The sequence below is a fragment of the Oceanobacillus sojae genome (assembly GCF_900162665.1).
Lineage (GTDB): Bacteria > Bacillota > Bacilli > Bacillales > Amphibacillaceae > Oceanobacillus > Oceanobacillus sojae_A.
Window position 1 is genome coordinate 206,963 of record NZ_LT727813.1, and the last position, 22,996, is coordinate 229,958.

The following is a 22,996-nucleotide window of genomic DNA, read 5'->3' on the forward strand; positions in this document are numbered from 1 at the left end:
CGTTTTTTTATTCTCTTTAATTTTAGTTTCCATTCTCATATGCTTTATACCAATGAAATGGCTGCAGTTCCTTCAATGTTTTAAATACAAGCTCATTATCCGGATTTGTGACAGCTGCTTTTACATCCTCTCCCCAATAAAAAAGACGCTCCTGACAAACTCCGCATGGCGTTAAAATAAGCAGCGGAGATTTTTCATCCTCTCTGGCAACACAAATGGAATGTGTTACTTTGGTATTTAGCTTATGTGCTTCCAGGATAGCACCTGTTTCCATACATAATTCCGTAGAGGCATTAATTACTTCAGGAGCAACACTTGTTAATATTTGACCTGTTTCTGTATACATCGCTGACGCACCACCCCAGCCAGATGGGTATCTCTCTTTAACTAAATCCACAGCTGCATTGTATAGCTGCTGTTCTATATCCATATGAATCGCTCCAATTTTAACTTTTAATTTATTTGAATAACATTATGCTTCTATCCACCTAAACAGGATAATCTTTTATATGAAACAGTATTTCTGTAACACTGACAAACAAGTCTCTTTGTTCCTTCCGCTTCCAATCCTCTTCCACCTCTGCCATCAGCCACATTACTTCATCCAAAAACACATGCAAAACAGTTTCTTCCCAAGCTGTTATTTCTGCATTTGTTAAAGTCTGATGCTTGAAATAGCCTTCTAAAAACAGTTTCCATTCCTTTGGTGTAAAAGTACGGTTGGGAGCAGAAGAAAATTCATTATGAAATAATAATAATGCCAATGCTAAATCAAACGTACGCGGAATCCATTTGGCATTATCCGGATCAATCAGAACAGGCTTATTTTGAAATACCAGATTATTTGCTTTATAATCATGTGGTGTTTCTACCCATTGTAAAGAAGCGTTTTTTAATTTTTCCTGGTTCTCCACTGCTTTATGTAATAAGTCTTTCAGCTTCTGAACAGGGATGTTGACTTGATAGCTCCTGACAAAATCGCTAATCTTTTTCATATCACGATCTACTTCATGATGATAAAAATCAAAAACATCGTATCCGCTTAAATGAAATGTATTTTCGAAAGTGGAAAGTGCATGTATGCGTCCAAGAAGCTCTCCTGCCTGCATAATTTCTTTCTCTGTCCCCCGATAATTGCTTCCATTTATATACGGGTAACAAACATAGCATGCGTCATCTATTTGTTTTGGATTGCTGCTGTTTATGTTTACTGGTGTAACAATAGATATACCGTTTTCTTTCAGGTACGTAGTATATCTGATGAGATTCCTGGCTCTTTCTATTGGATACTGTGTTTTCTTGATAATATAATTATGAATCTTATAAACTGGTGAGAATGGATAAATGCTTTTCTGTTCTTCAGCTGCATTAAATCCAAATTCTTTTAAAATGGCAATGCTGTTCATACTCGTTCACTCCCTTCTTTAGAAATCTTCTGATATTAATAAATTTATAATTCTCTTTAACACAATGATTATAACCTAAGTTCTCTCAAAATTGAATTAAATCAATATAAATAAAAACACTCTCCTCTGATAATAAGTGAGAGTGCTCTATAGATAAAACTGTTCATTATGAAATGAAAAAGCTTATGATAAACACAACCAGGAACCCGACTCCTCCAATTATCGTTTCCATCACTGTCCATGACTTAAGCGTATCTTTTTCCGACATTGCGAATAGACGATTAACAAGCCAGAATCCGGAATCGTTCACATGAGATAGTACAGTTGATCCAGAAGCAATAGCAATTGTAATCAATGCCAGCATTGGCTGAGAAGGATTGGCCATTTCAAGGATTGGTGAGACTAAGCCTGCCGCTGTAATCATTGCTACGGTTGCTGACCCCTGAGCAACACGGACAAATGTCGCAATAAGAAATGCGAGCAGCACAAGAGGGAAGCCGGAAGCAGCCATTATTTCTCCCATCACATCACCGACACCGCTTTCAATAAGTACCTCTTTGAAAACACCGCCTGCTCCTGTAATCAGAATAACGATTCCTGCAGGTTCAAGTGCTTTCGTTGTCATTGATTGCATTTCATTTTTCGTCATACCTCGTCTTTTACCAAGGAAATACATAGATAAAAGTGTTGCAATGATTAGAGCTACAAATGGGTGTCCAATAAACGTAATTACCTCTTTGAAAACACTATCATCCAGCAAAACGTCACCTGCTGTATTGAATAAAATTAAAACTAACGGCGAAAGAACAAGAAAGCAAATTAAACCAAAGCTGGGGAGAGACCTTTTCTCCCCACCTGCTTCTTTTCTTGTTGCTTCTTCTTCCAGAATGTGTTCAGGAACATCAACATAAACTCTTTTTCCAATATAGCGGCCAAATAATGGTCCTGCTATAACCATTGCTGGAATACCAGCAATGATACCAAATAACATTACCCAGCCTAAGTCTACGCCAAGTACAGATGCAACTGCAATTGGGCCAGGTGTAGGAGGGATAAATGCATGAGCAACTGCCAGGCCGGCTAACAAAGGTACCCCATAATAAAGCAATGACTTTTTTGTACGCATTGACAAACTATAAAGAATAGGAATCAGAATAACAAGCGCAACATCTAAAAATACTGGAATTGCCACGATAAACCCTGTTAAGCCTAGTGCCCACTGTGCACGTTTTTCACCGAACTTATCAACAAGTGTAAAAGCCAGGCGCTCTGCTCCCCCGGATGCTCTGAGCACTTCCCCAAACATCGCACCAAGACCGACCACAATAGCTATAAATCCTAAAGTACCTCCCATTCCATCTTCCATTACTTCTAACAGAAAACTTGGTTCCATTCCTGCAAAAAGACCGATAAGGATACTAACTATTAATAATGCTAGAAATGCCTGCATTTTTGAATGCATAATTAAATATAATAGAACAGCTATACCTAAAATGGTTATTATTATTAATCCCATTGAAGACATTTATTTCCCTCCTTTTGTATTTTCTTTTTACCACTCTGCTACGCTATTATCTTTATGACGCCATACTGGATTTCTCCAATTATGACCTTTTCCTGCCATTTCCCGGACATGCTCCTCATTGATTTCAATTCCTAAACCTGGACGATTTGGAATATCAACATATCCATCTTTATATTTGAATACGCTGTCATCTTTTAAATAATCCAGTAAGTCAGAGCCCTGATTATAATGGATACCTAGGCTTTGCTCCTGTATAAAAGCATTATGGCATGTTGCATCTACCTGCAGACAAGCCGCTAAAGCGATCGGACCTAAAGGACAATGAGGTGCAGCTGCTACGTCAAACGCTTCTGCCATAGATAGGATTTTTTTATTTTCTGTAATTCCGCCAGCATGTGATAAATCAGGTTGGATAATGTCCACATAACCATCCTTTAATTAATTTTTAAAGTCCCATTTAGAATACATTCTTTCTCCTGTTGCTATCGGAATTACCGTATGATTGGCTATATCGCGCAATGCTTCATTATTTTCTGGTAAAACTGGTTCTTCAATAAACATTGGACGGAATTGTTCCAGCTCTTTTGCCAATACCTTTGCCATCGGTTTATGAACACGCCCATGAAAATCAATTCCTATTCCGATATAAGGACCTACTGCATCACGAATAGCTGAAACATTAGCTAATACACGATCTATCTTTTCATAGGAGTCAATGTATTGCAGTTCATCGGTACCGTTCATTTTAATAGCTGTAAATCCTTTATCAACTACTTCTTTAGCAGCTGCTCCAACGTCAGATGGGCGGTCCCCGCCAATCCAGGAGTATACTTTAATAGATTCTCTCGCCTTTCCTCCAAGCAGCTGATGAATTGGAACGTTTAAATATTTCCCTTTAATATCCCAAAGTGCCTGGTCAATACCTGAAATAGCACTCATTAAAATAGGACCGCCACGATAAAATCCGCCACGATACATTACATTCCAATGATCTTCTATCTGCAATGGATCTTTCCCTATTAAATACTCCATCAGTTCAATAACTGCAGCTTTTACGGTAGCAGCTCGCCCTTCAATAACCGGCTCTCCCCATCCAGTTATTCCTTCATCCGTCTCTATTTTTAAAAATAACCATCTTGGTTGTACTTGGAATAATTCATAGTTTGTAATTTTCATAGCTTTTATCATCCTTTTTTATTAAATTCTTAAAATCAGAAGGTATTTATCTATTTAACAGAAACTGCCTGAACAAATGCTTGTGCATTTTCTGTTAATTTTGACAAGTATGCTTCATCTACGTCTTTCTTTATATTTACCAGTGAGCTTCCAATCCCGAACGCTGCCGCTCCAGCCTTTTGGAAGTCAATAATATTATCCAGACCTACTCCCCCTGTTGGAACTAAAGGAATATGAGAAAGAGGTCCACGTATATCCTTAATATAGGATGCTCCGATACTCGCTGGAAAAACCTTTACTAAATCTGCTCCTTCTTCATAAGCTGTCAATATCTCTGTCGGCGTAAAAGCTCCGGGAATACTCACTTTCCCATAGCGTTTTGTTATTTTTATTGTTTCTTTACTTACCGTTGGCGATAAAATAAAATCTGCACCTGCATCTATGGCTGCTTTAGCAGACTCTGGATCTAAAACCGTCCCGGCACCAACCCTCATTTCTTCTCCAAATGCTTCCTTCAACTGTTTAATTCCTTCTATTGCACCTGGAGAATTTAATGTCACCTCAATAAGACGGACACTTCCCTCTTTTAAAGCTGCTCCAATTTCCAGCAAATCTTCTTTCTTCGCTCCACGGATAATCGCAATAATTTTATGCTGATAAATAGCTTCAAGTGTATTCAAAAAAACCCTCCTTATCGATTTACATCATCCTGATTATCTGATTCCATGAATGCCTGTAATTGCTCTTGAGTGGGCAGCCCTTCGATATCGCCATCAACCTGAGTTACTAAAGCTCCCATAGCACAGGCTCGTTTCACAGCATCCTTCCAAGCTAATCCATCCAATAATCCTGATAATAATCCTGCTGCAAAACCATCTCCTGCACCAACAGGGTCCACAACATAAGGAACGGAATAAGCATCTACAAATCCATTTTGATCTTTATTTTCATAGTAAGCTCCCTTTTCCCCAAGCTTGACTACCACTGCCCCAGTTCCAAGATTTCTGCAGTACTTGCTAATTTCTGCTGCATCGGTTGTATCAAATAAAAAATCACCTTCTGACTTTCCCGGAAGCACAATATCAGAGAAGCTGATTATCTTCTTTATCAGTTCTACACCATTGTTTTTATCTAGTAATTTTTTCCTTATATTAGGATCAAAAACAACTGTTACTTTTTCTTTTTTTGCCTTATGCAGAAGTGCAAAAATCATCTCTTCACAGGATTTGCTCAACGCAGGAGTAATCCCTGTTAAATAGAGGTATTTTGTATCGGAAAGATCTATGTTTTTAATATCCTCTGAAGTCATTTTACTGGCAGCAGAGCCTTCTCTATAATAAAAAATCGAATTTGTTTGCGCATTTGTTTTTTCTTTCAGGAAAAGCCCGGTAACTGCTTCCTTATCGTGTTTTACATGTGTTGTATCTACTCCTTCTCCTCTTACAGCGCTTACAATTTTTGCGCCAAGTTCATCGTTACCCACTCTGCTGATCCAGCTGGTCTCGTGCCCAAGCTTTGCTAAGCCTATTAATGTATTCGTTTCTGCACCGGCAATTCTTGCTGAAAAGTCATTTGCATATCGCAATTGTCCATTTATCTTTGGAGAAAATAGAACCATTGTCTCTCCAACACTTAAAACATCCATTTACACACCTTCCTTACTTACATACCCAAGCTTTGCAGATATATCATTTGCTTTTTTCTTTAAATGCTTAATAATAGCGTCTCTCTGTCTTAGCATTCTTTCTTTAGGTCCGGCCACACTAACCGCAGCCTGGATAACGCCATTCATATCAAAGATTGGAGCTGCCAAACAGTAAAGACCATCTTCATTTTCCTCATCATCAATGGAATAGCCTTGCTGTTTATACTGTTGAAGTTCCCTCTCTAATTCTTTCTTATCCGTAATTGTCTGCTTTGTAATCGGTTTTAAGTCAATAGTATTCAAATACTCAGCCTGATCATCCTCATTCATAAATGCCAGATAAGCTTTTCCAAGTCCTGTGCAATATAGAGGCTTCTGTCCCCCTGGGTATGCTGAAGTTCTGATTGAACGGTTACTGTCAATTTTAGCTACATAAACCAGCTCTTGATCTGCCAACACTGCCATAAACACAGTTTCTTCAACTAATTCCATTAATTCTTTTAAAGACGAATATCCTAAAGAAGAAATATCTAAGGATTCCATCGCTGCGTTTCCCACCGGAATAAGTTTCGGACCTAAAATAAAACGATTCTGCTGATTAACTGATAAGTAATTTTCATTAAGCAGAGTTTTTATTAATCCTGATGTACTGCTTTGTGGCAACTGCAAAGTTTCACTAATTTCTTTAATTGTCATCCCATCAATATTTGCACTTAATAATTCAAAAATCCTTAAAACACGTTCTGCGGATTTAACTGACATAAAATCTCCTCCATCACATATGTGATTCAATATCTTGTATATGATTTTATAGTTAGAACTTTAACATGTATTTTTTTAAATGACAACCGTAAAGGGAAAAATAATAAAACAAGTTGTATCTATTTATCGTTCACAACCATCTGTAATAAAATAGATAAGCACTCTCAAAAGCTGCATGGTACCTGAGCTATACAAAGAAACCAGGTGGCTGCGATGTGATGCTGCTATGATTAGTAAAAAAGAATATAAAAAGCGCCATCCTGTTATTTTCAGGAAAGCACCTTGTAAAATGGTAATTATTTATAAAAAATAAGTATTTAAATCTCTTTTTTATGCGCAGCATATGTTTTCCAAATGTCATACCCTAATAAACTATAAAACTCCACCAGCCCCGTCCAGTCAATCACAATACGAGAAATACCACGCTGCCTTAAAAAAGAAATAGCCGCTTCAACTATTGCCAGGCCATATCCTTGTCCACGTTCCCTCTCATCCACCCCTAAAGGTCCGATACCGCCTAAGCTCTCTTTGAACAAAGGCGCCCAGTATACATTTTGAGCAATTAACAATGATTTTTCATCATTCATGCGACAGAAACCAATGATTCTTTCCTCTTTCTTTAAAATAGCAAATTCTCTTCCTGTACCGCCTTTTTGAAAATAATGAATCGCTTCATATTCCCATCTTCCCGGGAAACAGTGATGTAAAAAATCAAGAAATAATTCCTTATCCTTAAGCTCTAAAACGCTAAATTCTACCCCGCCTATTTTTGGGATTTTTACTTCATCATTAACGTTATACTTTCTAATCATGTCATGCTCAGTACCATTATTTTCATATCCTTTATGCGCAAACCAGGCTTTTGTTTCCTCCATTTTATCCGGAATACCAGGGAAATAATGCCATGGATCGCGCCCCAAGAGAATTTGATTTGCACCAGCGGCCTTTAAATATGTTTCAGCGTTTGCTAATAATTTTGAGCCTATGCCCTGGTTTCTGTGCTTCCGGCTGACAAGAAGCACCTGAATCCATCCGGTCGTCCTGCTCATATCAATCTTCTCTATTTCTTGATATATTTTTGCGACAACAAATCCGATAACATGACCTTCATTGTCCACGGCAATCATTGAGGCTGGACTGCATATATTTTCGTCAGTGAAACTATTTTGTTTAAATAACTCTTTTCGCATTGGGAAGCTGGCCCCAATTTCCTGATTCCATAATTGAACAATATCTTCTATCCGTTCTTCATTCCATGGTTCTAACCTCATGATTGATTATCCCTTCTTTTTTTGGATGGGTGTTGATATTAAAATTTATTTGTTCCTCTTATCATAAATAAAATCTAACCGAAAACGCATTCATTATCTTCCTTATTTTTTTATCTTTTCATATCCTTGTTTAAAGAAATCGACAGCAGCCCTTGTTTCATCCAGGTGCTTCACCGTAACAGGATACTGCAATGCTGCCACACTCATAAATAAAATATCCATAACCTGCAGCTGCGCTATCCGGGAGGATGTAGCTCCGCTTCGGAAAATAGGCTCTCTTGTCGTAGACGTATACAGCTTTATGTCTGCATGTTCTGTAACGGGCCATTTCCCGTATTTTGTCAGGCTGATTGTCTTCACTCCTCTTTTTTTAGCAAGGTGAAGCATATTTGCTATTTCAATGGTTTCTCCAGAAAAAGAAATACCCACAACAACATCATTTTCACTCATATTGGCCAATACTAATGCTGCTGTATGCATATCTTCAAAGGCATAGGCATTTTTATTAATCCGGATAAATTTTTGTACTGCGTCCTGAGCAATCATTCCCGACGCGCCAATACCGACAAATAATATTTTTGATGCAGCATTCATCGATTGTATACCTGCCTGCAGCTGATCCATATCAATTAATTGTGCTGTTTCCCGTATGGTTTGTATACTGTTATTCGTCATTTTATCAATAATGGATAAAGAGGTCTCACCGGGATTAATGTCGCGGAAGCCGTATTCTTCTTTGCTTTGCAGATCACCTGCGATGCGGATTTTTAAATCATGGAAGCCTTTCAGATTCAAAGACTTGCATAACCGGATTACTGCTGCTCCGCTTGTTTCACTGCGTTTCCCAAGCTCCTTGGCAGTTAATGAAATGGCTGTTTCCGGATTCTTCAAAATATAATCAGCAATCTTTTTTTCAGATGGCGGGAGACTGGGCAGCATCTCATTCATTCTTGTTATTCCACCGTTCATAAAAGGCAATATGATCAACTCATTTCTTTTTCTCTCATCGAAGCTGTATTTCTTCTAACGATATAAAAGATATTTTTTCCTCATGTTTTTAAATACTTCCAGCTCTCGTTTACTTTCCTCCAAATAGCTTTCCGCTTCCCCGTCTAAAATATATTTTCTTAAGCTTTTTGTTCCCGCCAGTAAATCAAAGAAATACTTTCCATTTTCATTTTTGATAAACTGAAATTGGTTGGGATATAAATTTGCGATGGTTTCAACCAAGGTTACACCTGCCTGCAAGGAATGCAGTTTATCACGGTTTTCAATATGAAGCTGCACGCCGCTGCAGGGTTCACCTTCATATTTTTGATAGGCAGGAACAAAAGAAACAGGACGGGCCAGGACGCCGGGTATTTTTTTATGGTTATATCCCTTCGCCAGCTTCTGCCCATCAATATATGGAGCTCCAATCCATTCAAACGGTTTTGCAGTTCCTCTCCCCTCGGATACATTGGTTCCTTCGATAAGGCAGGTGCCCGGGTATAAAACAGCTGTGTCGATAACAGGTGTATTCGGTGATGGCGGAACCCAAAATAAATCCGTATCGTCAAAATACATACTGCGCTTCCAGCCTTCCATCGGTATGATAGAGAGATCACAAGTGTAAGCAAACTCATTTTTGAATAATAATGCCAATTCCCCTATCGTCATACCGTGGCGATTCGGGATTGGAAGTAAACCGACAAAAGAACGTAATTCCTTTTCTACCAGATTGCCCTCCATATTCAGTCCGGAAACAGGGTTGGGCCGGTCAAGGACAATCAGTTTTTTTCCATATTCCATACAGGCTTCCATAACATAAGCCATTGTATAAATATACGTGTAGTATCTGGAGCCGATATCCTGTAAATCGAATAGGAGGACGTCCACATCTGCCAGCATTTCTTTACTCGGTTTTCTCATTTCTCCATACAAGCTGTAAACAGGTAATCCTGTGGCGTCATCAATTGAAGATGTTACTTTCTGCCCTTCTTTCGCATCTCCGCGAATACCATGTTCAGGACCGTATAAGGCAACAAGGTTAATTCCCGGGTGTTCAGCAAATAAATCAACAGCAGGCTGAAGCCTTCCATTCACACCTGTCATATTGGTAACGAGACCAATCCGCAGACCCTCCACCCGCTTATATCCTTTTTCTAAAAAAATATCCAGACCTGATCGTACCAATCCTGTACACCTCCACATCTATTTCACGCAAGACCTTCTTCCATTTTGGAGAAGGTTAAATGAACACCCCACATGATGATATATGCAAATACACTTCCCCCGAAGAAAAATAACAATGCAGGGATTGTCATAAACGAAAGATATGTTAAAGCAATAATAATTCCAAGCAGAAACACTGTTAATAAAGGATGTCCAATTCCGATGAGTAATGCCCATTTAATATAATCCAATGTCCGTAATTGGAAATGTGCAAAAATCGGAAAGAGAAAAAGAGCAATCACTGATAATAACAAAAACAATCCAACAACCGCAAAACTTGCCACCGTGTATGCGATATGCTCCTGCGTCCGTAAAATTTGAAATTCCATTGTCATCAAATAGCCTGCTCCAGCCAAAATGTATCCTAAAACATTTATTCTCAGAAATTCTTTTTTATAGGACTTCCAAAAAACATTAAATACGGATATATCCTTTTCGCCATTAACCCATTTTCTTACGACCGCAAACATTGCTGCCGTCGCAGGAAATAAACCGAATAAACCAAGACCGAGCAGCGTGAATGCAATCCATAGTAAATTCAGACAGGCAAATCTTGTCACCCATACAGCAAAGCGATAATACCCCTCAACAAAACCACTCATCACCTTTCCCTCCCGTTCTCTCCGGACTCCTTTCATATCTGCCGGCTGCTCTCTTATTCTTTAATAGAACCTATTAAAACGCCCTGGACAAAAAAACGTTGGACAAATGGGTAAACTAATAATAATGGCAATGATGATACAATAATCACTGCATACTTGATCAGACCGGCTGTTTTCACCTGATCTACCAGCGATTCTGCTGATCCGCCCGGGTCATTCAGCTGCATCTGGTTTACCACCAGAATCTCTCTTAAAATTAATTGCAGCGGGTACTTATCTCGATCTGATAAATAAATTAAAGCGTTAAAGTACTGGTTCCATAAATTTACTGCATGAAACAGCGCCATTACCGCAATAATCGGCAGAGACAGCGGTAATACCATCCGGATAAAAATATAGAAATCCGAGGCACCATCAATTTTAGATGCTTCCACTAATTGATCCGGGATACTTTGCTGAAAAAAAGCTCTTGCCACAAGAATGGACCAGGCCCCTACCACGTTCGGAATAATAATCGCCCACATCGTATCCAGCATTCCCATTGATTTCACAACGAGGTAAGTTGGAATTAAACCTCCGTTGAACAGCATTGTAAACAACACAAACCAGAGGATAAGCTTCTTCGCCATTAATTCTTTACGTGATAAAGCATAGGCGCATGGTAATAAAACAAATAAATGAATGGCAGTTCCTACGATGGTATAAATAATGGTATTTCTGTATCCGAGCCAGATGGCATCATTGGCAAATACACGCTCATACCCTTTAAACGTAATATCGACCGGCCAGAGCCACATTTTCCCTGAGCTGACTGCCTGCGGATCACTGATAGAGGCACTTAGAACAAAGATTAATGGGTAGACAATTAATACTAAAATGATGAGAAGAAATATTGTATTTATCAAATCAAAGCCTTTATCCGACAGCGTAAACCTTTTCATCTTCCAAACCTCCTTACCATAGACTGTTGTCACTTACTTTTCTGGCTACAGAGTTAAATAGGACGAGTAGTGCGATGTTGATTGCCGAGTCGAACAGTCCAATTGCCGCTGCAAAGCTGTACTGCCCTTCCAAGAGACCCGTCTGATAGACAAATGTCTGAATCACATCAGATGTTTTGGCATTCAGATTATTTTGCATCAGCAGTACTTTCTCAAAGCCGACTGTCATAAAGCTGCCAATGTTTAGAATAAATAGCACAACAATCGTCGGCAGAATGCTTGGGATATTAATATGGAAAATACGCTGAAGCCGGGATGCGCCATCCACTTTTGCTGCTTCATGCAATTCCGGATTAACACCGGATAATGCTGCCAGATAAATGATGGAGCCCCAACCGAGCGTCTGCCAGACCCCAGACCATGTAAAAACGTGTCTGAACCAGCCCGGGCTTGTCAGGAAATTTACTGGATCTCCGCCAAAGAACAAAATAAGACGGTTCACTAAGCCGGTTGTAGGGTCTAAAAAGATTACAATCATTCCTACTACAACAACGACAGAAATAAAATGCGGAGCATAGGTTAATGTTTGTGCCCATCTCTTAAATATACTATTTTTCACTTCATGCAGAGAGAGTGCCAGAATAATAGGCAATGGGAATAAGATTAATTGATACGCACTTAAAATCAGCGTATTTTTAAGCAGTCTCCAAAAATAGTATGAATTGAAAAAGCGCTCGAAGTGATCAAACCCGACCCAGGGACTGCCCCAGATCCCCAGGTTGGCAAAAAAGTTTTTGAAAGCAATCTGTACGCCATACATCGGGATATAATGTAATAAGATAAAATACGCAACCGCCGGAAGTAAGAAAACATATATTTGCCAATTTCGGGCAAAGTTCTTTCTCACTTGATCGAATTTACTTTGGGCAGGTACAGAAATATCATTTTTTACTCCCTTCATTCTCTAACCTCCTGTTTATCAACGGCTGGGCATAAATCCAGCCGTTGATAAATTCAACTTCTATTCAGGATGAGAAGCTTTTAATTTTCCTTATAGCGTTCATAAGCTGCTTGCTGGATTTCCATGTACTCGTCATAGCCCATGTTCTTAACAGTTTCCACATACGCATCCCATTCAGCGAAATCATTCTCTCCTGTAATAAAACTGGCCTGCATCTCTTCTACATATTTTTGCAAGTCTGTTTCCAATACAGCAATACGGTCATTTTCTTCTGCTGTATACGTAAACGCCGGCCAAATTTCTTCAATTAAATACGGTTCTAATTGCTCTGCAGCTTCTACATCAGTTGGCGCATTCTCTGAGCCGGTGAAGAAGTCATCTGTGATAATAACCGGATGATTTCCGCCCGGATTAATAATATATTCTGCCAGTGCCTGCGTCAGCGTTAGTCCATCCGGATTATCCGTTATTTCCTCTGTCAGCTTCGGACCTTCCTCTGTTTCTTCATAGGTCACACCTTCAATACCCATAAAGAACATTTTTTGTCCTTCCTCGCTCCAGAAATAATCAATCCATCTCAACGCAGCTTCCGGATTTTCATTTTCGCTTGTGATCAGGAAATTCCCCAATGAAAGGACAGGAGAGGTAATTCCTGTATACATTTTCGTACCATCCGGACCTTCAAGTGCATTCCCCGGAATAAACTGGCCGCCTACTTCATTTCCGTATAATTCCATCGGATTATAAAACTGTACCGCTCCATAAAGATCATCTGCTGCATTTGCCAAGTGCTGATCAACCTCTAAGGAATAAATATTCTGCTCAATCAGCTCTTCCTCATAAAGCTTATTCAGATATGTCAACATTTCTTTATATTGGTCATCAATAGGGTAGAACCGGAGATCCCCTGAATCCGGATTACTATCAATTAAGGTATGAAGCTGACCACGATTTTGCACGCCGAATGCTCCTGATATCCAGTGAATAATACGGGACATTTCCGCTACACTGCTTAATGGAATTTCATCATTTTTTCCATTCCCGTTCAAATCTGTTTCTTTCACTGCTTTCAAATACTCATAGAATTCATCTGTCGTCTCCGGATTATCCATGTCGAGCTGCTCTAACCAGTCTCCATTCACCCATCCTTTGGCACCGATTAATAAGGATGAAAAATCTGGTGAGTAGACGGTCGGAATAGAATAAATATTTCCATCCGGGAACGTAATTCCTTTTCGGATATCCGGGTTTTCATCCAGTACTTTTTTGATATTTGGCGCATATTCTTCAATCAAATCATTTAAAGGGATAAATGTGCCCTGACCGCCATACTTTTGAACATCGGAAACTGGCAGGTTGGCAGCGTAAAAAACATCCGGCAAATCCCCGCTTGCAAGTGCAAGGTTTCGTTTTTCTTCTAACCCGTCTGCCGGCACCATATTCCACGTAATATCCATATTTGTCATTTCTTCATATTCATTTAAAAGTAAAACGTCATTCCAATCGTCCGCTGTTGTTGCTGCTTTGCCGGCAAAGATTTCTAGTTCAACTGTATCATCCACAATTGGCATGCCTTCTGTATTTAAATTATTTAAAGCCTCTTCACTGCCGCCGACATCCTCGTTGTTTTCTTTATTACATGCGGCTAATGCGATGAACGGCACCGCCGCCATGATAATAAATTTCTTCTTGATATTCACAAGAAATACCCCCAGGCTTTTTATTCTATTATAAGGCGGAAAAAGGAAGAGTCCTCCTTCTCTCCACCTGCGAGGCTATTACTGACCTTCTTCATAACGTTCCAGTGCTTTCTCCTGAATTTCCATATACTCATCAAGTCCCATTTCTTCCAGTGTCTTCACATAGTTATCCCACTCATTAAACGACGTTTCTCCTGTAACAAATTGCGCTTCCATCTCAGCAACATACTTTTGAATATCTGCTCCCAAAGACTCTAATGTTGCCTGTTCCTCTTCTTCATAGAAGAAAAACGGCCAAGGCTCTTCAATCAGATAAGGAGCCATATTTTCTGCATTTTCAAGATCTTCAGGCTGAAACTCCGGCGCTGTCGAATATTCCGGATTCTCAATAACCGGGTGTCCTCCGCCTGGATTAATGATATACTGTGCCAATGCTTCCTGAACGGTTAAGCCATCAGGATTATTTGTAATTTCCTCTGTCAGCTCCGGTCCGTCCGGTGTTTCTTCATAGGTTTCTCCTTCTAATCCCATAAAGAACATCTTCGCCCCTTCATCACTCCAGAAATAATCAATCCAGCGAATCGTTGCTTCCGGATTCTCATTGACATTTGTAATAGAGAAGTGTCCCAGGCTATTTACAGGTGAAATAACGGAAGTAAACAGTTTATCTCCATTCGGGCCTTCCAGCGCATTCCCCGGAATATACCGGCCTCCCACTTCTTCTCCAAAATAATCTTTCGGATTGAAAAAGTTCATTGCAGCATATTTTCCTTCAGCACCATTTGCGAGAAAATGATCCACTTCAATAGAGTAGATATTTTGTTCAATCAAGCCTTCTGTATACAGTTTGTTCATGTATTCCAGCAATTGTTTGTATTCATCTGCTGCCCGGTAAAAGCGTAATTCCCCAGTTTCCGGATTTTCATCAATCGAACCATGCAGAATTCCTTTATTCGAAACACCAAATGAACCAGTCAGCCAATGAAATAAGCGATCCATAGAGACACTGCTGAACGGGATAACATCATTGCCATCAACGGATAATTCTTTTGCTGCTTTTAAATATTCATAAAATTCATCTGTCGTTTCCGGGTTATCCATCCCTAATTCATCTAAAATTTCTTTGTTAATCCAAGGTTTATCATCCATCAGTGAGGTTGGAGAATCCGGATCTCTCAATCTTGGAATTGCATAAATATTCCCATCTGGAAAGGTGATACCTTTTTTAATTTCCGGATATTTCTCCAGGTATGCTTTAATATTCGGAGCGTACTCATCGATTAAATCATTCAGAGGAATAAAGATACCCTGCTCACCGTACTTATATAAATCTGAATTTGGCATATAAGATCCATAGAAAAGGTCTGGTAAATCACCGCTTGCAAGGGCGAGATTTCTTTTTTCCTGCAACCCGTCAACAGGAACCTGATTCCAGTTCATGTCTATATTCGTCATTTTTTCATACGCATTTAAAACAGGGACATCATTCCAATCTTCCGCAGTTGAAGCCGCATGCCCGGCAAAGACATCCAATGTTATTTCATTCTCTACAATTGGCATGCCTTCCTGATTCAGATTCTCAAGTGCTTCCTCACTTCCGCCCGCCTCCTCTTTTTTATCATTGCTGCATGCAGTAAGCATAAATAAAAAGGAAACGCATAATAGAAACAGGACTTTTTTCTGGAATTTCATTCTAAAATCCCCCCCAAATTTTCTTTATCAGTTTATTAGCCTCTGTTACACATTTTTTCCTCCCTCCCTTTGCAGATGAAAGTAAATCAAATGTTGACCGGTAATGTTCCTTTTGCCTCTTCTTCACCAAAAATTGCACCTGCAGCAATTTGCAAGGCAGGATAGCTGAATTCATATGTGTTGATAAATGCTTGCGCTTTTTGCAGAAAATGAAAATCATACGGATTCCGCATGCCAACTCCAATAATCTTCTTATTTTCTTTCAATAATTGATTAACAAGTGTAATCACTGGACTATGTTCAGTTACGGTCAGAGTGCCTAAGATGATATAATCATAATTTGTGGCCCGGGCAGTAATTCCTTCCACAGCCTTTTCAAGCTTATTCAAATCATATACCTCTACAGGTGCATCTGGAATATATTCTCTTACCGCAGAACCGAGTGATTTATGATTTCCTTTATTATCTTCTACCTGCATCCTTGCTCCCTGCAGCGGCTCCAACACGAAGATTTTCGGTTGTTTCTCTTTGTTCAACGGCAGCAGCTGATGGTTATGAACTATCGTTACACTTTCCCGATAAACTGTTTGTGCCAGTTGATGATGTTTTTGGGATCCGACAACTTGCAGGGCACCTTTTGCTTCCGGAAAACGGGGATCTCCCCAGCTCGTGTATTTTTCTTTCAACAGCTGGATGCGCTGGATGGATTCTTCTATACGTGAAAGTGACAGCTCTCCATTTTCAACGGCACTTGCGATTTCCTGTATAGCTCCTTCCTGAACAGCATGTGTATGAGAAATCATGACAAAATCTGTACCTGCCTGCAGCGCCTTCACAGCTCCTTTTTCAGTTCCAATCGAATTCGATATCGCTTTCATTTCCATACAGTCTGTTGTAATTGCTCCTGTAAATCCAAGCTTTTCACGTAAAAGATCAACATAAACCCGTTTGGATAAAGTCGCCGGTGTATTTTCCTCCGGTTCAATCGCCGGGAAATACACATGAGCAGCCATCACAGAATCTGCACCTGCTTCGATACAAGCTTTAAACGGTACCAGTTCGATATTTTCCAATCGCTCCACCTCATGTGAAATCACCGGCAGATCCAGGTGCGAATCTACATTGGTATCCCCATGGCCGGGAAAATGCTTTAAAGATGTCATCACTCCGGCATCCTGCAGCCCTTTCATCATGGCTTCACCAAATGCAGCAACTTTTTCAGCATCTTCGCCAAAGGAGCGAACACCAATGACAGGATTATCGGAATTATTGTTCACATCTAAAACAGGTGCCAGATTCCAATTAATTCCGAGTGCTTTTAATTCTTTCCCTGTTGCCAAACCTATTTTATAAGCATATTGTGGATTATCTGTTGCTCCCAATGCCATCGATCCGGGAAAAGAAGTTAATCCTTTATGAATTCTGCTGACAACGCCGTTCTCCTGATCCAGACAAATAAGCAATGGTTTTTCATATCCGGCTTTTTTAGCTTCCTTTTGTAAATCAGAAGTTAATTGCAGAACCTCTTCCGGCTCTCCAATATTCCGGCTAAATAAAATAATAGAACCGACATGATAATCATGAATTAATTTTTTTATTTTCGGGCTCACTGTCGTCCCATCAAATCCAGCAACGAGCAGCTGACCAATTTTTCTTTCTAATTCTTTCTTGCTCATGGAGCAGCCTCCTTCACTCTATTTCCTTTTGAATATCCTCTTTAAGATAAATTCCCTGCTGTCACAATACGATGATATAAATTTCTTCCTAAGGAACCTTCCGACATAGGATACGGACCTTCGAAATGCAGCCGCTCCTCTTCAAGCTCCTCGATTTTGCTGATTTCTCCTTCGATATATTGCTGCACACGGTACATCACCGTATCTACCCGTGCCAGCACACCGCCATAACGAATCTCAATAATTTCCCAGCCAAAGGGTTTATTGAATGAAAACCATAGATTGCGATGGACCTTTCTTAATGTATCGACACGATTTTTCACTTCCTCTAAAGCAGGCATCATATTCTCGAGCTTACTTCGATCCTGTTTATCGTATATCTCTTTCATGCGTCTTCCTAATTCAGCTTTCACACTTAGAACATGCGATAGCTGTTTATAGAAATCAAATAATAGATTCCAATTTGTATTTCTTTCCACTGCTTTCTCAAGCTTAGCTGTCAGCTCTGTATAATGTTTGTTCAGCGGCAAATTTTTAATATTCGCATCGTATAAACCAATCAAAATATCTTGCCATAGTAAAAGCTTGGAAGGATTGGAGGTCTGCAGATTATTCTTAGCTACACCAGGTGTTTCATCTAATTGATTGAAAAGCATAAAGTCATTAAAATCGGCTCCTGTACAAAAATGAAAACGCCGGTGCAAGTGTTCTTCTGAGATAGATTTATGATAGGAATGTTCGGCAAATAACTGTAAAACAGGCAAAGCTGTCATCATTGGTGTTTCTGCGCCATTATCTCCCCACATGGTGAAAAAGACCTCTTTAAGCTTCTCTTTTTTACAAGCACGTAAAGCTGCTTCACTCGCTGCAAAGGCTTTTCCATAGTTAGGAGAGATTCCATTCCACGTCCACACACCCCCTGCAAACACAGGATCAGCTTTTAATGCTTTATGCTTTTGAATAAAGCTGCGGTAAAATTCTTCATCGTCATGATAATAATCCCAATAAACAAGCTGTGTTTCCGGAATAGACGCTATGACGGATGCCGGAATCTCAGCATCTAAGTCATAATAACCTCCATGCTTGGAGCCGAGGCGGAAATACATATCACTCCAAATCATCGGCTTTAACTTCTTCTTATCTGTAATGGCTACAACCTCTTTAAGATGTTTGTTCATAATATCGAACCTCTTTTGGTAACCATGTTTATCAAGATATTTTCCTAAGCCAAGCTGATGTGCTTCATCCATTCCGATATGAATCCGCTTCGATTGAAATGGACAGCTTGCAGCTTCAATGAGGTGCTCTAAAAAGGTATATGTTGCCTCTGAGCCAGCCAATAAAATGTCTGCGGTATCCCTTATATCGATTGCATAATTCCATTTTAAAGCTTCTGTTAAATGAGCCAATGTCTGAATACAGGGAATCATTTCAATTCCTAATTCTGCAGCATACTGATCACATTCCTTCAGCTCTTCCTTTGTGTATCTTCCACGCATATAACCGAAATAAGGATATTCTTTTACTTCGTATGTATCCTCTGTATATACCATCAATGTATTGAGTCCCATTAATGCTATTTTACGCAATAAATCCTTTATCCCTTCTACCTTCATTACTGCATTGCGTGAAGCATCCAGCATCGCACCATTCATTGTAAACTTTGGCTTCTCTATAAAATCAAAATCCGTTTCTGCATAAAAATGCTCCAGCCATAATCCAAGTCCCCTGAAAAAATGAATCTTCTCCTGAAATACAATTTCACCTTTTCCATTATGATTTTTCACCAAAAGAGGACCTTCTCTTTGCGTCACATGGATCCGATAACCCTCCTGTACCAATTCAATATCCAATTCGTTCAACAGATGATTCAGTCCTTTTTTCACCTGCGCCAGCTCTCCTGTTAAGTGAAGCTTCATATATTATCTGCCCCCGCTTTTCAGTCATTAGATTTTATCAGCTTTCACATAGTGGGTTTCTCGTATGAGAATTCTGACATGCTTTTGGTTTGTATTAGGATATGCTTCTTAAAATTGAAATAGAATATCAGATTTACATCGGAAAATTTGTTATTATGTTTTATGATTGAATGGAAAGGCAATATAAAAACACCCCAAGTATTAGTTTTTTACTCTAACATTTGGGGTGCGGTACCAATCTTTAAGTTTTTATTTCCACTTTGTAAAGACAATTATAACGTAATTACCTATATTCAAAACGGACGGCGTGAGCCTCTTCCCAAAGAATAACTCCTGCCGCCCGTATAAACTTATTTCAACGGAATTTATTACAATTACTATTTAAACTCTTTTATGCCTGCTCATTTAATTAAATTGTATTTCCTTATTATCAATAGATACAATCGGTTTTTTGATAACACAGTCAATATGTACATTTGCTTCTGTTTCTCCACCAAAGGATTTATTACTGCCAAAAGCTATATGTACGGTCCCAAAAACTTTCTCATCTTCTAAAACATTTCCAATCAGCCGTGCCTTGCTATTTGTTCCAATTCCAAATTCAGCAATTTTTCTCCCGGCTCCATCACCTAATAATTCAAGCAGCTCTTTACCCTTATCCCCACTAGCAGCAATTAATCTGCCATTTTCGATTTCTAAAGTTAAAGGCTCTTTTATCACACCTATGCCGGCAATGGAGCCATCAATAATTATTGTTCCATTAGCTGAGTCTTCTATTGGTGCAATATAGGCTTCACCAGAAGGGAGATTTCCCGCCTCTCCTTTTTCTTTAAAAACACCAGTACTTTCAATTCCAGCTCTGTTTTTTATTGAAAAAGATAAGCAAGTATTTCCTTTTTTTATTTCAACTTGATTACCCTGATTTAGTAATTCACAATATTTTGTTGTGCGTTCAACAACCTCATGATAGTCTGCTGATATAGCGCCATTCTTTAGCATATCCAAGGTAACACCTGGCATCGTTGCAACTCGTGCCCCGGCACTTGAGGCATTTTTTCTTGCATTTGTATGGGTAAGAGAATGTTTTGTGATACATAGTACAACCTCCGCTGCCTTCATTGCTTCACTTATAACCTGTGGAGGTTCTTCTCCTGATTTCAATCTGGGAGTCATTTCCATGAGCACTGTTTCATTTCTTCTTTTTAGACCAGCCTGGTAGAATATATTGGCGATTTCTTTTAACTCTGTATCGGTAATAATTAATATTTGTTCATCCTGCTTCACAAATAAATTATTCGTTAACACACTCTCTGCCACATTTATATAATCTTGCATCCATAAACTTCCTCTCACAAGTATATCTTTTTAATTACTGCTATTTAACTGTAATTGATACTTATCGATTACTTCTGCAACTTCATTTCTTGCTTCTATTAAAAGAGATAAATAATTCATTATTTTTTCATCCTGCATACGATAGACTGGCCCAGATACAGTAATAGAACCGATAATTCCTTTATTGCTGAACAGTGGAACGGCAATCGCAATAATATCTTCCGTATATTCACTCTGGCTTCTCGCCCACCCTTGTTCACGAATCTTATCCAGCTCTGCTCTTAATTCATCCGGCTCGGTCATCGTATCGTTCGTATATTTTATTAATCTTTCAGGTGTTAAAATTCTGTCAATGATTTCTTGATCCAGATACGCCAAAATAGATCGATAGGAAGCACCAACATACAAAGGGGCCCGGCTGCCTACAGAAACGGAAAATTTTACTTTATTTTCCGGCTCAAGCACATCAAGAGTAACAGCCTCTTCTTTGTCTAATAAGGTAAGAAATACAGATTCCCCTGTTTGACGGCTCAGCTCTTTTAAGATTGGCCGTATCAGCTGTTTGACATTAAGCCCTTCGTACATTACCGTTCCCAGCTCCCAAACAGCAAATCCCAATGAATATTTCTTCGTCACTGGATCTTTAAAAAGAAAATTATTGTTTTCCAAGGTTTCTAAAATACGATAGATTTTTGTATGATTTATCTGCATCTCATTAGCAAGCTCTCTGCCGCCCCACTTGGGCTTTTCTCTTGTAAACATTTTAAGCACTTCTAGTGCACTGTTTAACGTTTTTAACATAAGCATCCCCAACTTATCATCTAGAGTCTAAAAGCATTTAGCCCTATCTTAACATATAATTTTTAATAAACAGAGTAATTACATATTTTCACACTTTTTTATTACTCCGCATAAAGAAAATCTATCACAGCTGCTGCATATACCTTTGCACAAGTTATAATTTGTTCAACCTGTACTCTCTCATTGTAGCCATGAATTGTTGGCAGAAATGCCGGGCCATACTGGAGAACAGGAATATTGTAATCTCTGAAATGTCTTGCATCACTGCTGGCCCACTGCATCACTCCATATGCCTCATGCCCGGTTACAGAGGAAATATTATCTACAATCGCTTTACACACTGGATCATTGGAGTCTGTAAAATTGGCGTTGCTTCTGAATCCAAAGGGGCGAATTTTATAATCAATCCCCAGTTCTCCCAGTTTTTCATGTAAAAAGTCAGTTACTTCTTTCTCTGTAATACCAAATGGCAGCCTGCAGTCTACTTTTACTTTACAATTTTCTGGAATCACGTTTGATTTTGTTCCGCCTTCAATTGTTCCTATATTTACTGTAATATGCTCAAGAACCGGCATAAATGCTTCTCTATCCTTTTCAACTTCCCTCATATATTTTTGTGATACATGAATTAATTGCTCCACTTCATCTGGTATTGTGATTTGAATATCCCATAATTTCTGAATTTCTCTTATAGCACGTACTGCATCTGTGATCGCATTTTTTCCGGCTAAAGGGGATAAACTTCCGTGTCCCGGTTCACCAAATACTTCCAGTTCAAACCAATAAGAGCCTTTTTGTCCAACAGTTGGATTGTATGGTGATGATGGTTCAGCAATCAAACAGCCGTCTCCATGTATGATTTCGTTTTTAAGTAACCATGGTACACCATAATCTCCTCCAGTTTCTTCATCTGGGACAATAGCAAGGGAAAGCTTTCCCGGTAATTTAATTTGAAGACGCTTTAATATGGTAAAGGCAAATATGATCCCGGAAAGACCTGCCTTCATGTCACTGGCTCCTCTTCCTAACATCCAGCCATCTTTTACTTCTCCGGAAAACGGATCGAAGTCCCATTTTTCCAGATTTCCTGCTGGGACAACATCTGTATGGCCACAGTAGATTAAGTGCTTCCCTTCTTCCGAACCAATGCTGGAAACGAGATTATACATTTTATCAGCCGATTCATAAAAATCTACCTCTGTTCCGAATTTTTCCAGGTAATTTTCAATGAACCTGCTTATTTCCGTGGAATCTCCGGGAGGATTTTCACTGGGAATCTTAATTAAAGAGCTGCATAAATCAATTAACTCTTCTTTACATGCTTCTACTTCATGAATAACCTTATCTTTTAATTCTTGTTTATTTACCAT

19 protein-coding genes and 1 pseudogene are annotated in these 22,996 nt (G+C 39.1%); all 20 read right to left on the reverse strand.

The genetic code is table 11. The features are described 5' to 3' along the window. Positions 1 to 22: 22 nt before the first annotated feature. Positions 23 to 430: a cytidine deaminase gene (locus BN1068_RS18310; RefSeq protein WP_077604294.1), complete on the reverse strand. Its 408-nt coding sequence runs from the start codon at positions 428 to 430 to the stop codon at positions 23 to 25. 58 nt (positions 431 to 488) lie between these two features. Further along, a complete protein-coding gene (locus BN1068_RS18315; RefSeq protein WP_077604295.1) occupies positions 489 to 1,406 on the reverse strand; it encodes a phosphotransferase in 918 nt (305 codons plus the stop codon). 166 nt (positions 1,407 to 1,572) lie between these two features. Further along, a complete protein-coding gene (locus BN1068_RS18320; protein ID WP_077604296.1) occupies positions 1,573 to 2,931 on the reverse strand; it encodes a GntP family permease in 1,359 nt (452 codons plus the stop codon). 27 nt (positions 2,932 to 2,958) lie between these two features. Beyond that, positions 2,959 to 4,107 (reverse strand): annotated as a pseudogene (gene dgoD, locus BN1068_RS18325) (galactonate dehydratase). Between the two features lie 50 nt (positions 4,108 to 4,157). After that, on the reverse strand, positions 4,158 to 4,787 hold the full coding sequence (locus BN1068_RS18330) for a bifunctional 4-hydroxy-2-oxoglutarate aldolase/2-dehydro-3-deoxy-phosphogluconate aldolase (RefSeq protein ID WP_077604297.1): 630 nt from the start codon (positions 4,785 to 4,787) through the stop codon (positions 4,158 to 4,160). Positions 4,788 to 4,798: 11 nt separating this feature from the next. Beyond that, positions 4,799 to 5,752: a sugar kinase gene (locus BN1068_RS18335; RefSeq protein ID WP_077604298.1), complete on the reverse strand. Its 954-nt coding sequence runs from the start codon at positions 5,750 to 5,752 to the stop codon at positions 4,799 to 4,801. Continuing rightward, the gene (locus tag BN1068_RS18340) at positions 5,753 to 6,514 is read right to left on the reverse strand and encodes an IclR family transcriptional regulator (protein ID WP_077604299.1); all 762 of its coding nucleotides are present in this window, start codon (positions 6,512 to 6,514) and stop codon (positions 5,753 to 5,755) included. Between the two features lie 317 nt (positions 6,515 to 6,831). Beyond that, positions 6,832 to 7,785, reverse strand: coding sequence for a GNAT family N-acetyltransferase (locus BN1068_RS18345; RefSeq protein ID WP_077604300.1), 954 nt, complete (start codon positions 7,783 to 7,785; stop codon positions 6,832 to 6,834). A gap of 102 nt (positions 7,786 to 7,887) precedes the next feature. Continuing rightward, positions 7,888 to 8,733, reverse strand: a complete 846-nt coding sequence (locus BN1068_RS18350) for a MurR/RpiR family transcriptional regulator (protein ID WP_254846831.1) — start codon at positions 8,731 to 8,733, stop codon at positions 7,888 to 7,890. 75 nt (positions 8,734 to 8,808) lie between these two features. Beyond that, positions 8,809 to 9,960, reverse strand: a complete 1,152-nt coding sequence (locus tag BN1068_RS18355) for an exo-beta-N-acetylmuramidase NamZ family protein (protein ID WP_254846832.1) — start codon at positions 9,958 to 9,960, stop codon at positions 8,809 to 8,811. 23 nt (positions 9,961 to 9,983) lie between these two features. After that, positions 9,984 to 10,601 (reverse strand): YesL family protein, encoded by a 618-nt coding sequence (locus BN1068_RS18360; protein WP_077604302.1) that lies wholly within the window; start codon positions 10,599 to 10,601, stop codon positions 9,984 to 9,986. Between the two features lie 53 nt (positions 10,602 to 10,654). Continuing rightward, complete coding sequence (locus BN1068_RS18365; RefSeq protein WP_077604303.1) at positions 10,655 to 11,542, reverse strand: carbohydrate ABC transporter permease; 888 nt, start codon at positions 11,540 to 11,542, stop codon at positions 10,655 to 10,657. Between the two features lie 13 nt (positions 11,543 to 11,555). Further along, entirely contained in the window at positions 11,556 to 12,503 is a 948-nt protein-coding gene (locus BN1068_RS18370) for an ABC transporter permease (protein ID WP_077604304.1), read from the reverse strand. 80 nt (positions 12,504 to 12,583) lie between these two features. Further along, positions 12,584 to 14,203, reverse strand: coding sequence for an extracellular solute-binding protein (locus BN1068_RS18375; RefSeq protein ID WP_254846833.1), 1,620 nt, complete (start codon positions 14,201 to 14,203; stop codon positions 12,584 to 12,586). A 78-nt stretch (positions 14,204 to 14,281) separates the two neighbouring features. Further along, complete coding sequence (locus tag BN1068_RS18380) at positions 14,282 to 15,895, reverse strand: extracellular solute-binding protein (RefSeq protein WP_077604305.1); 1,614 nt, start codon at positions 15,893 to 15,895, stop codon at positions 14,282 to 14,284. Positions 15,896 to 15,981: 86 nt separating this feature from the next. Then, the gene (gene nagZ, locus BN1068_RS18385) at positions 15,982 to 17,571 is read right to left on the reverse strand and encodes a beta-N-acetylhexosaminidase (protein WP_077604306.1); all 1,590 of its coding nucleotides are present in this window, start codon (positions 17,569 to 17,571) and stop codon (positions 15,982 to 15,984) included. A gap of 41 nt (positions 17,572 to 17,612) precedes the next feature. Continuing rightward, positions 17,613 to 19,490, reverse strand: a complete 1,878-nt coding sequence (locus BN1068_RS18390) for a beta-N-acetylhexosaminidase (RefSeq protein WP_077604307.1) — start codon at positions 19,488 to 19,490, stop codon at positions 17,613 to 17,615. 405 nt (positions 19,491 to 19,895) lie between these two features. Then, a complete protein-coding gene (locus BN1068_RS18395) occupies positions 19,896 to 20,825 on the reverse strand; it encodes an aminopeptidase (protein WP_077604308.1) in 930 nt (309 codons plus the stop codon). A gap of 30 nt (positions 20,826 to 20,855) precedes the next feature. After that, complete coding sequence (locus BN1068_RS18400; RefSeq protein WP_077604309.1) at positions 20,856 to 21,626, reverse strand: IclR family transcriptional regulator; 771 nt, start codon at positions 21,624 to 21,626, stop codon at positions 20,856 to 20,858. 101 nt (positions 21,627 to 21,727) lie between these two features. Then, positions 21,728 to 22,996, reverse strand: coding sequence for a M20 family metallopeptidase (locus BN1068_RS18405; RefSeq protein WP_077604310.1), 1,269 nt, complete (start codon positions 22,994 to 22,996; stop codon positions 21,728 to 21,730).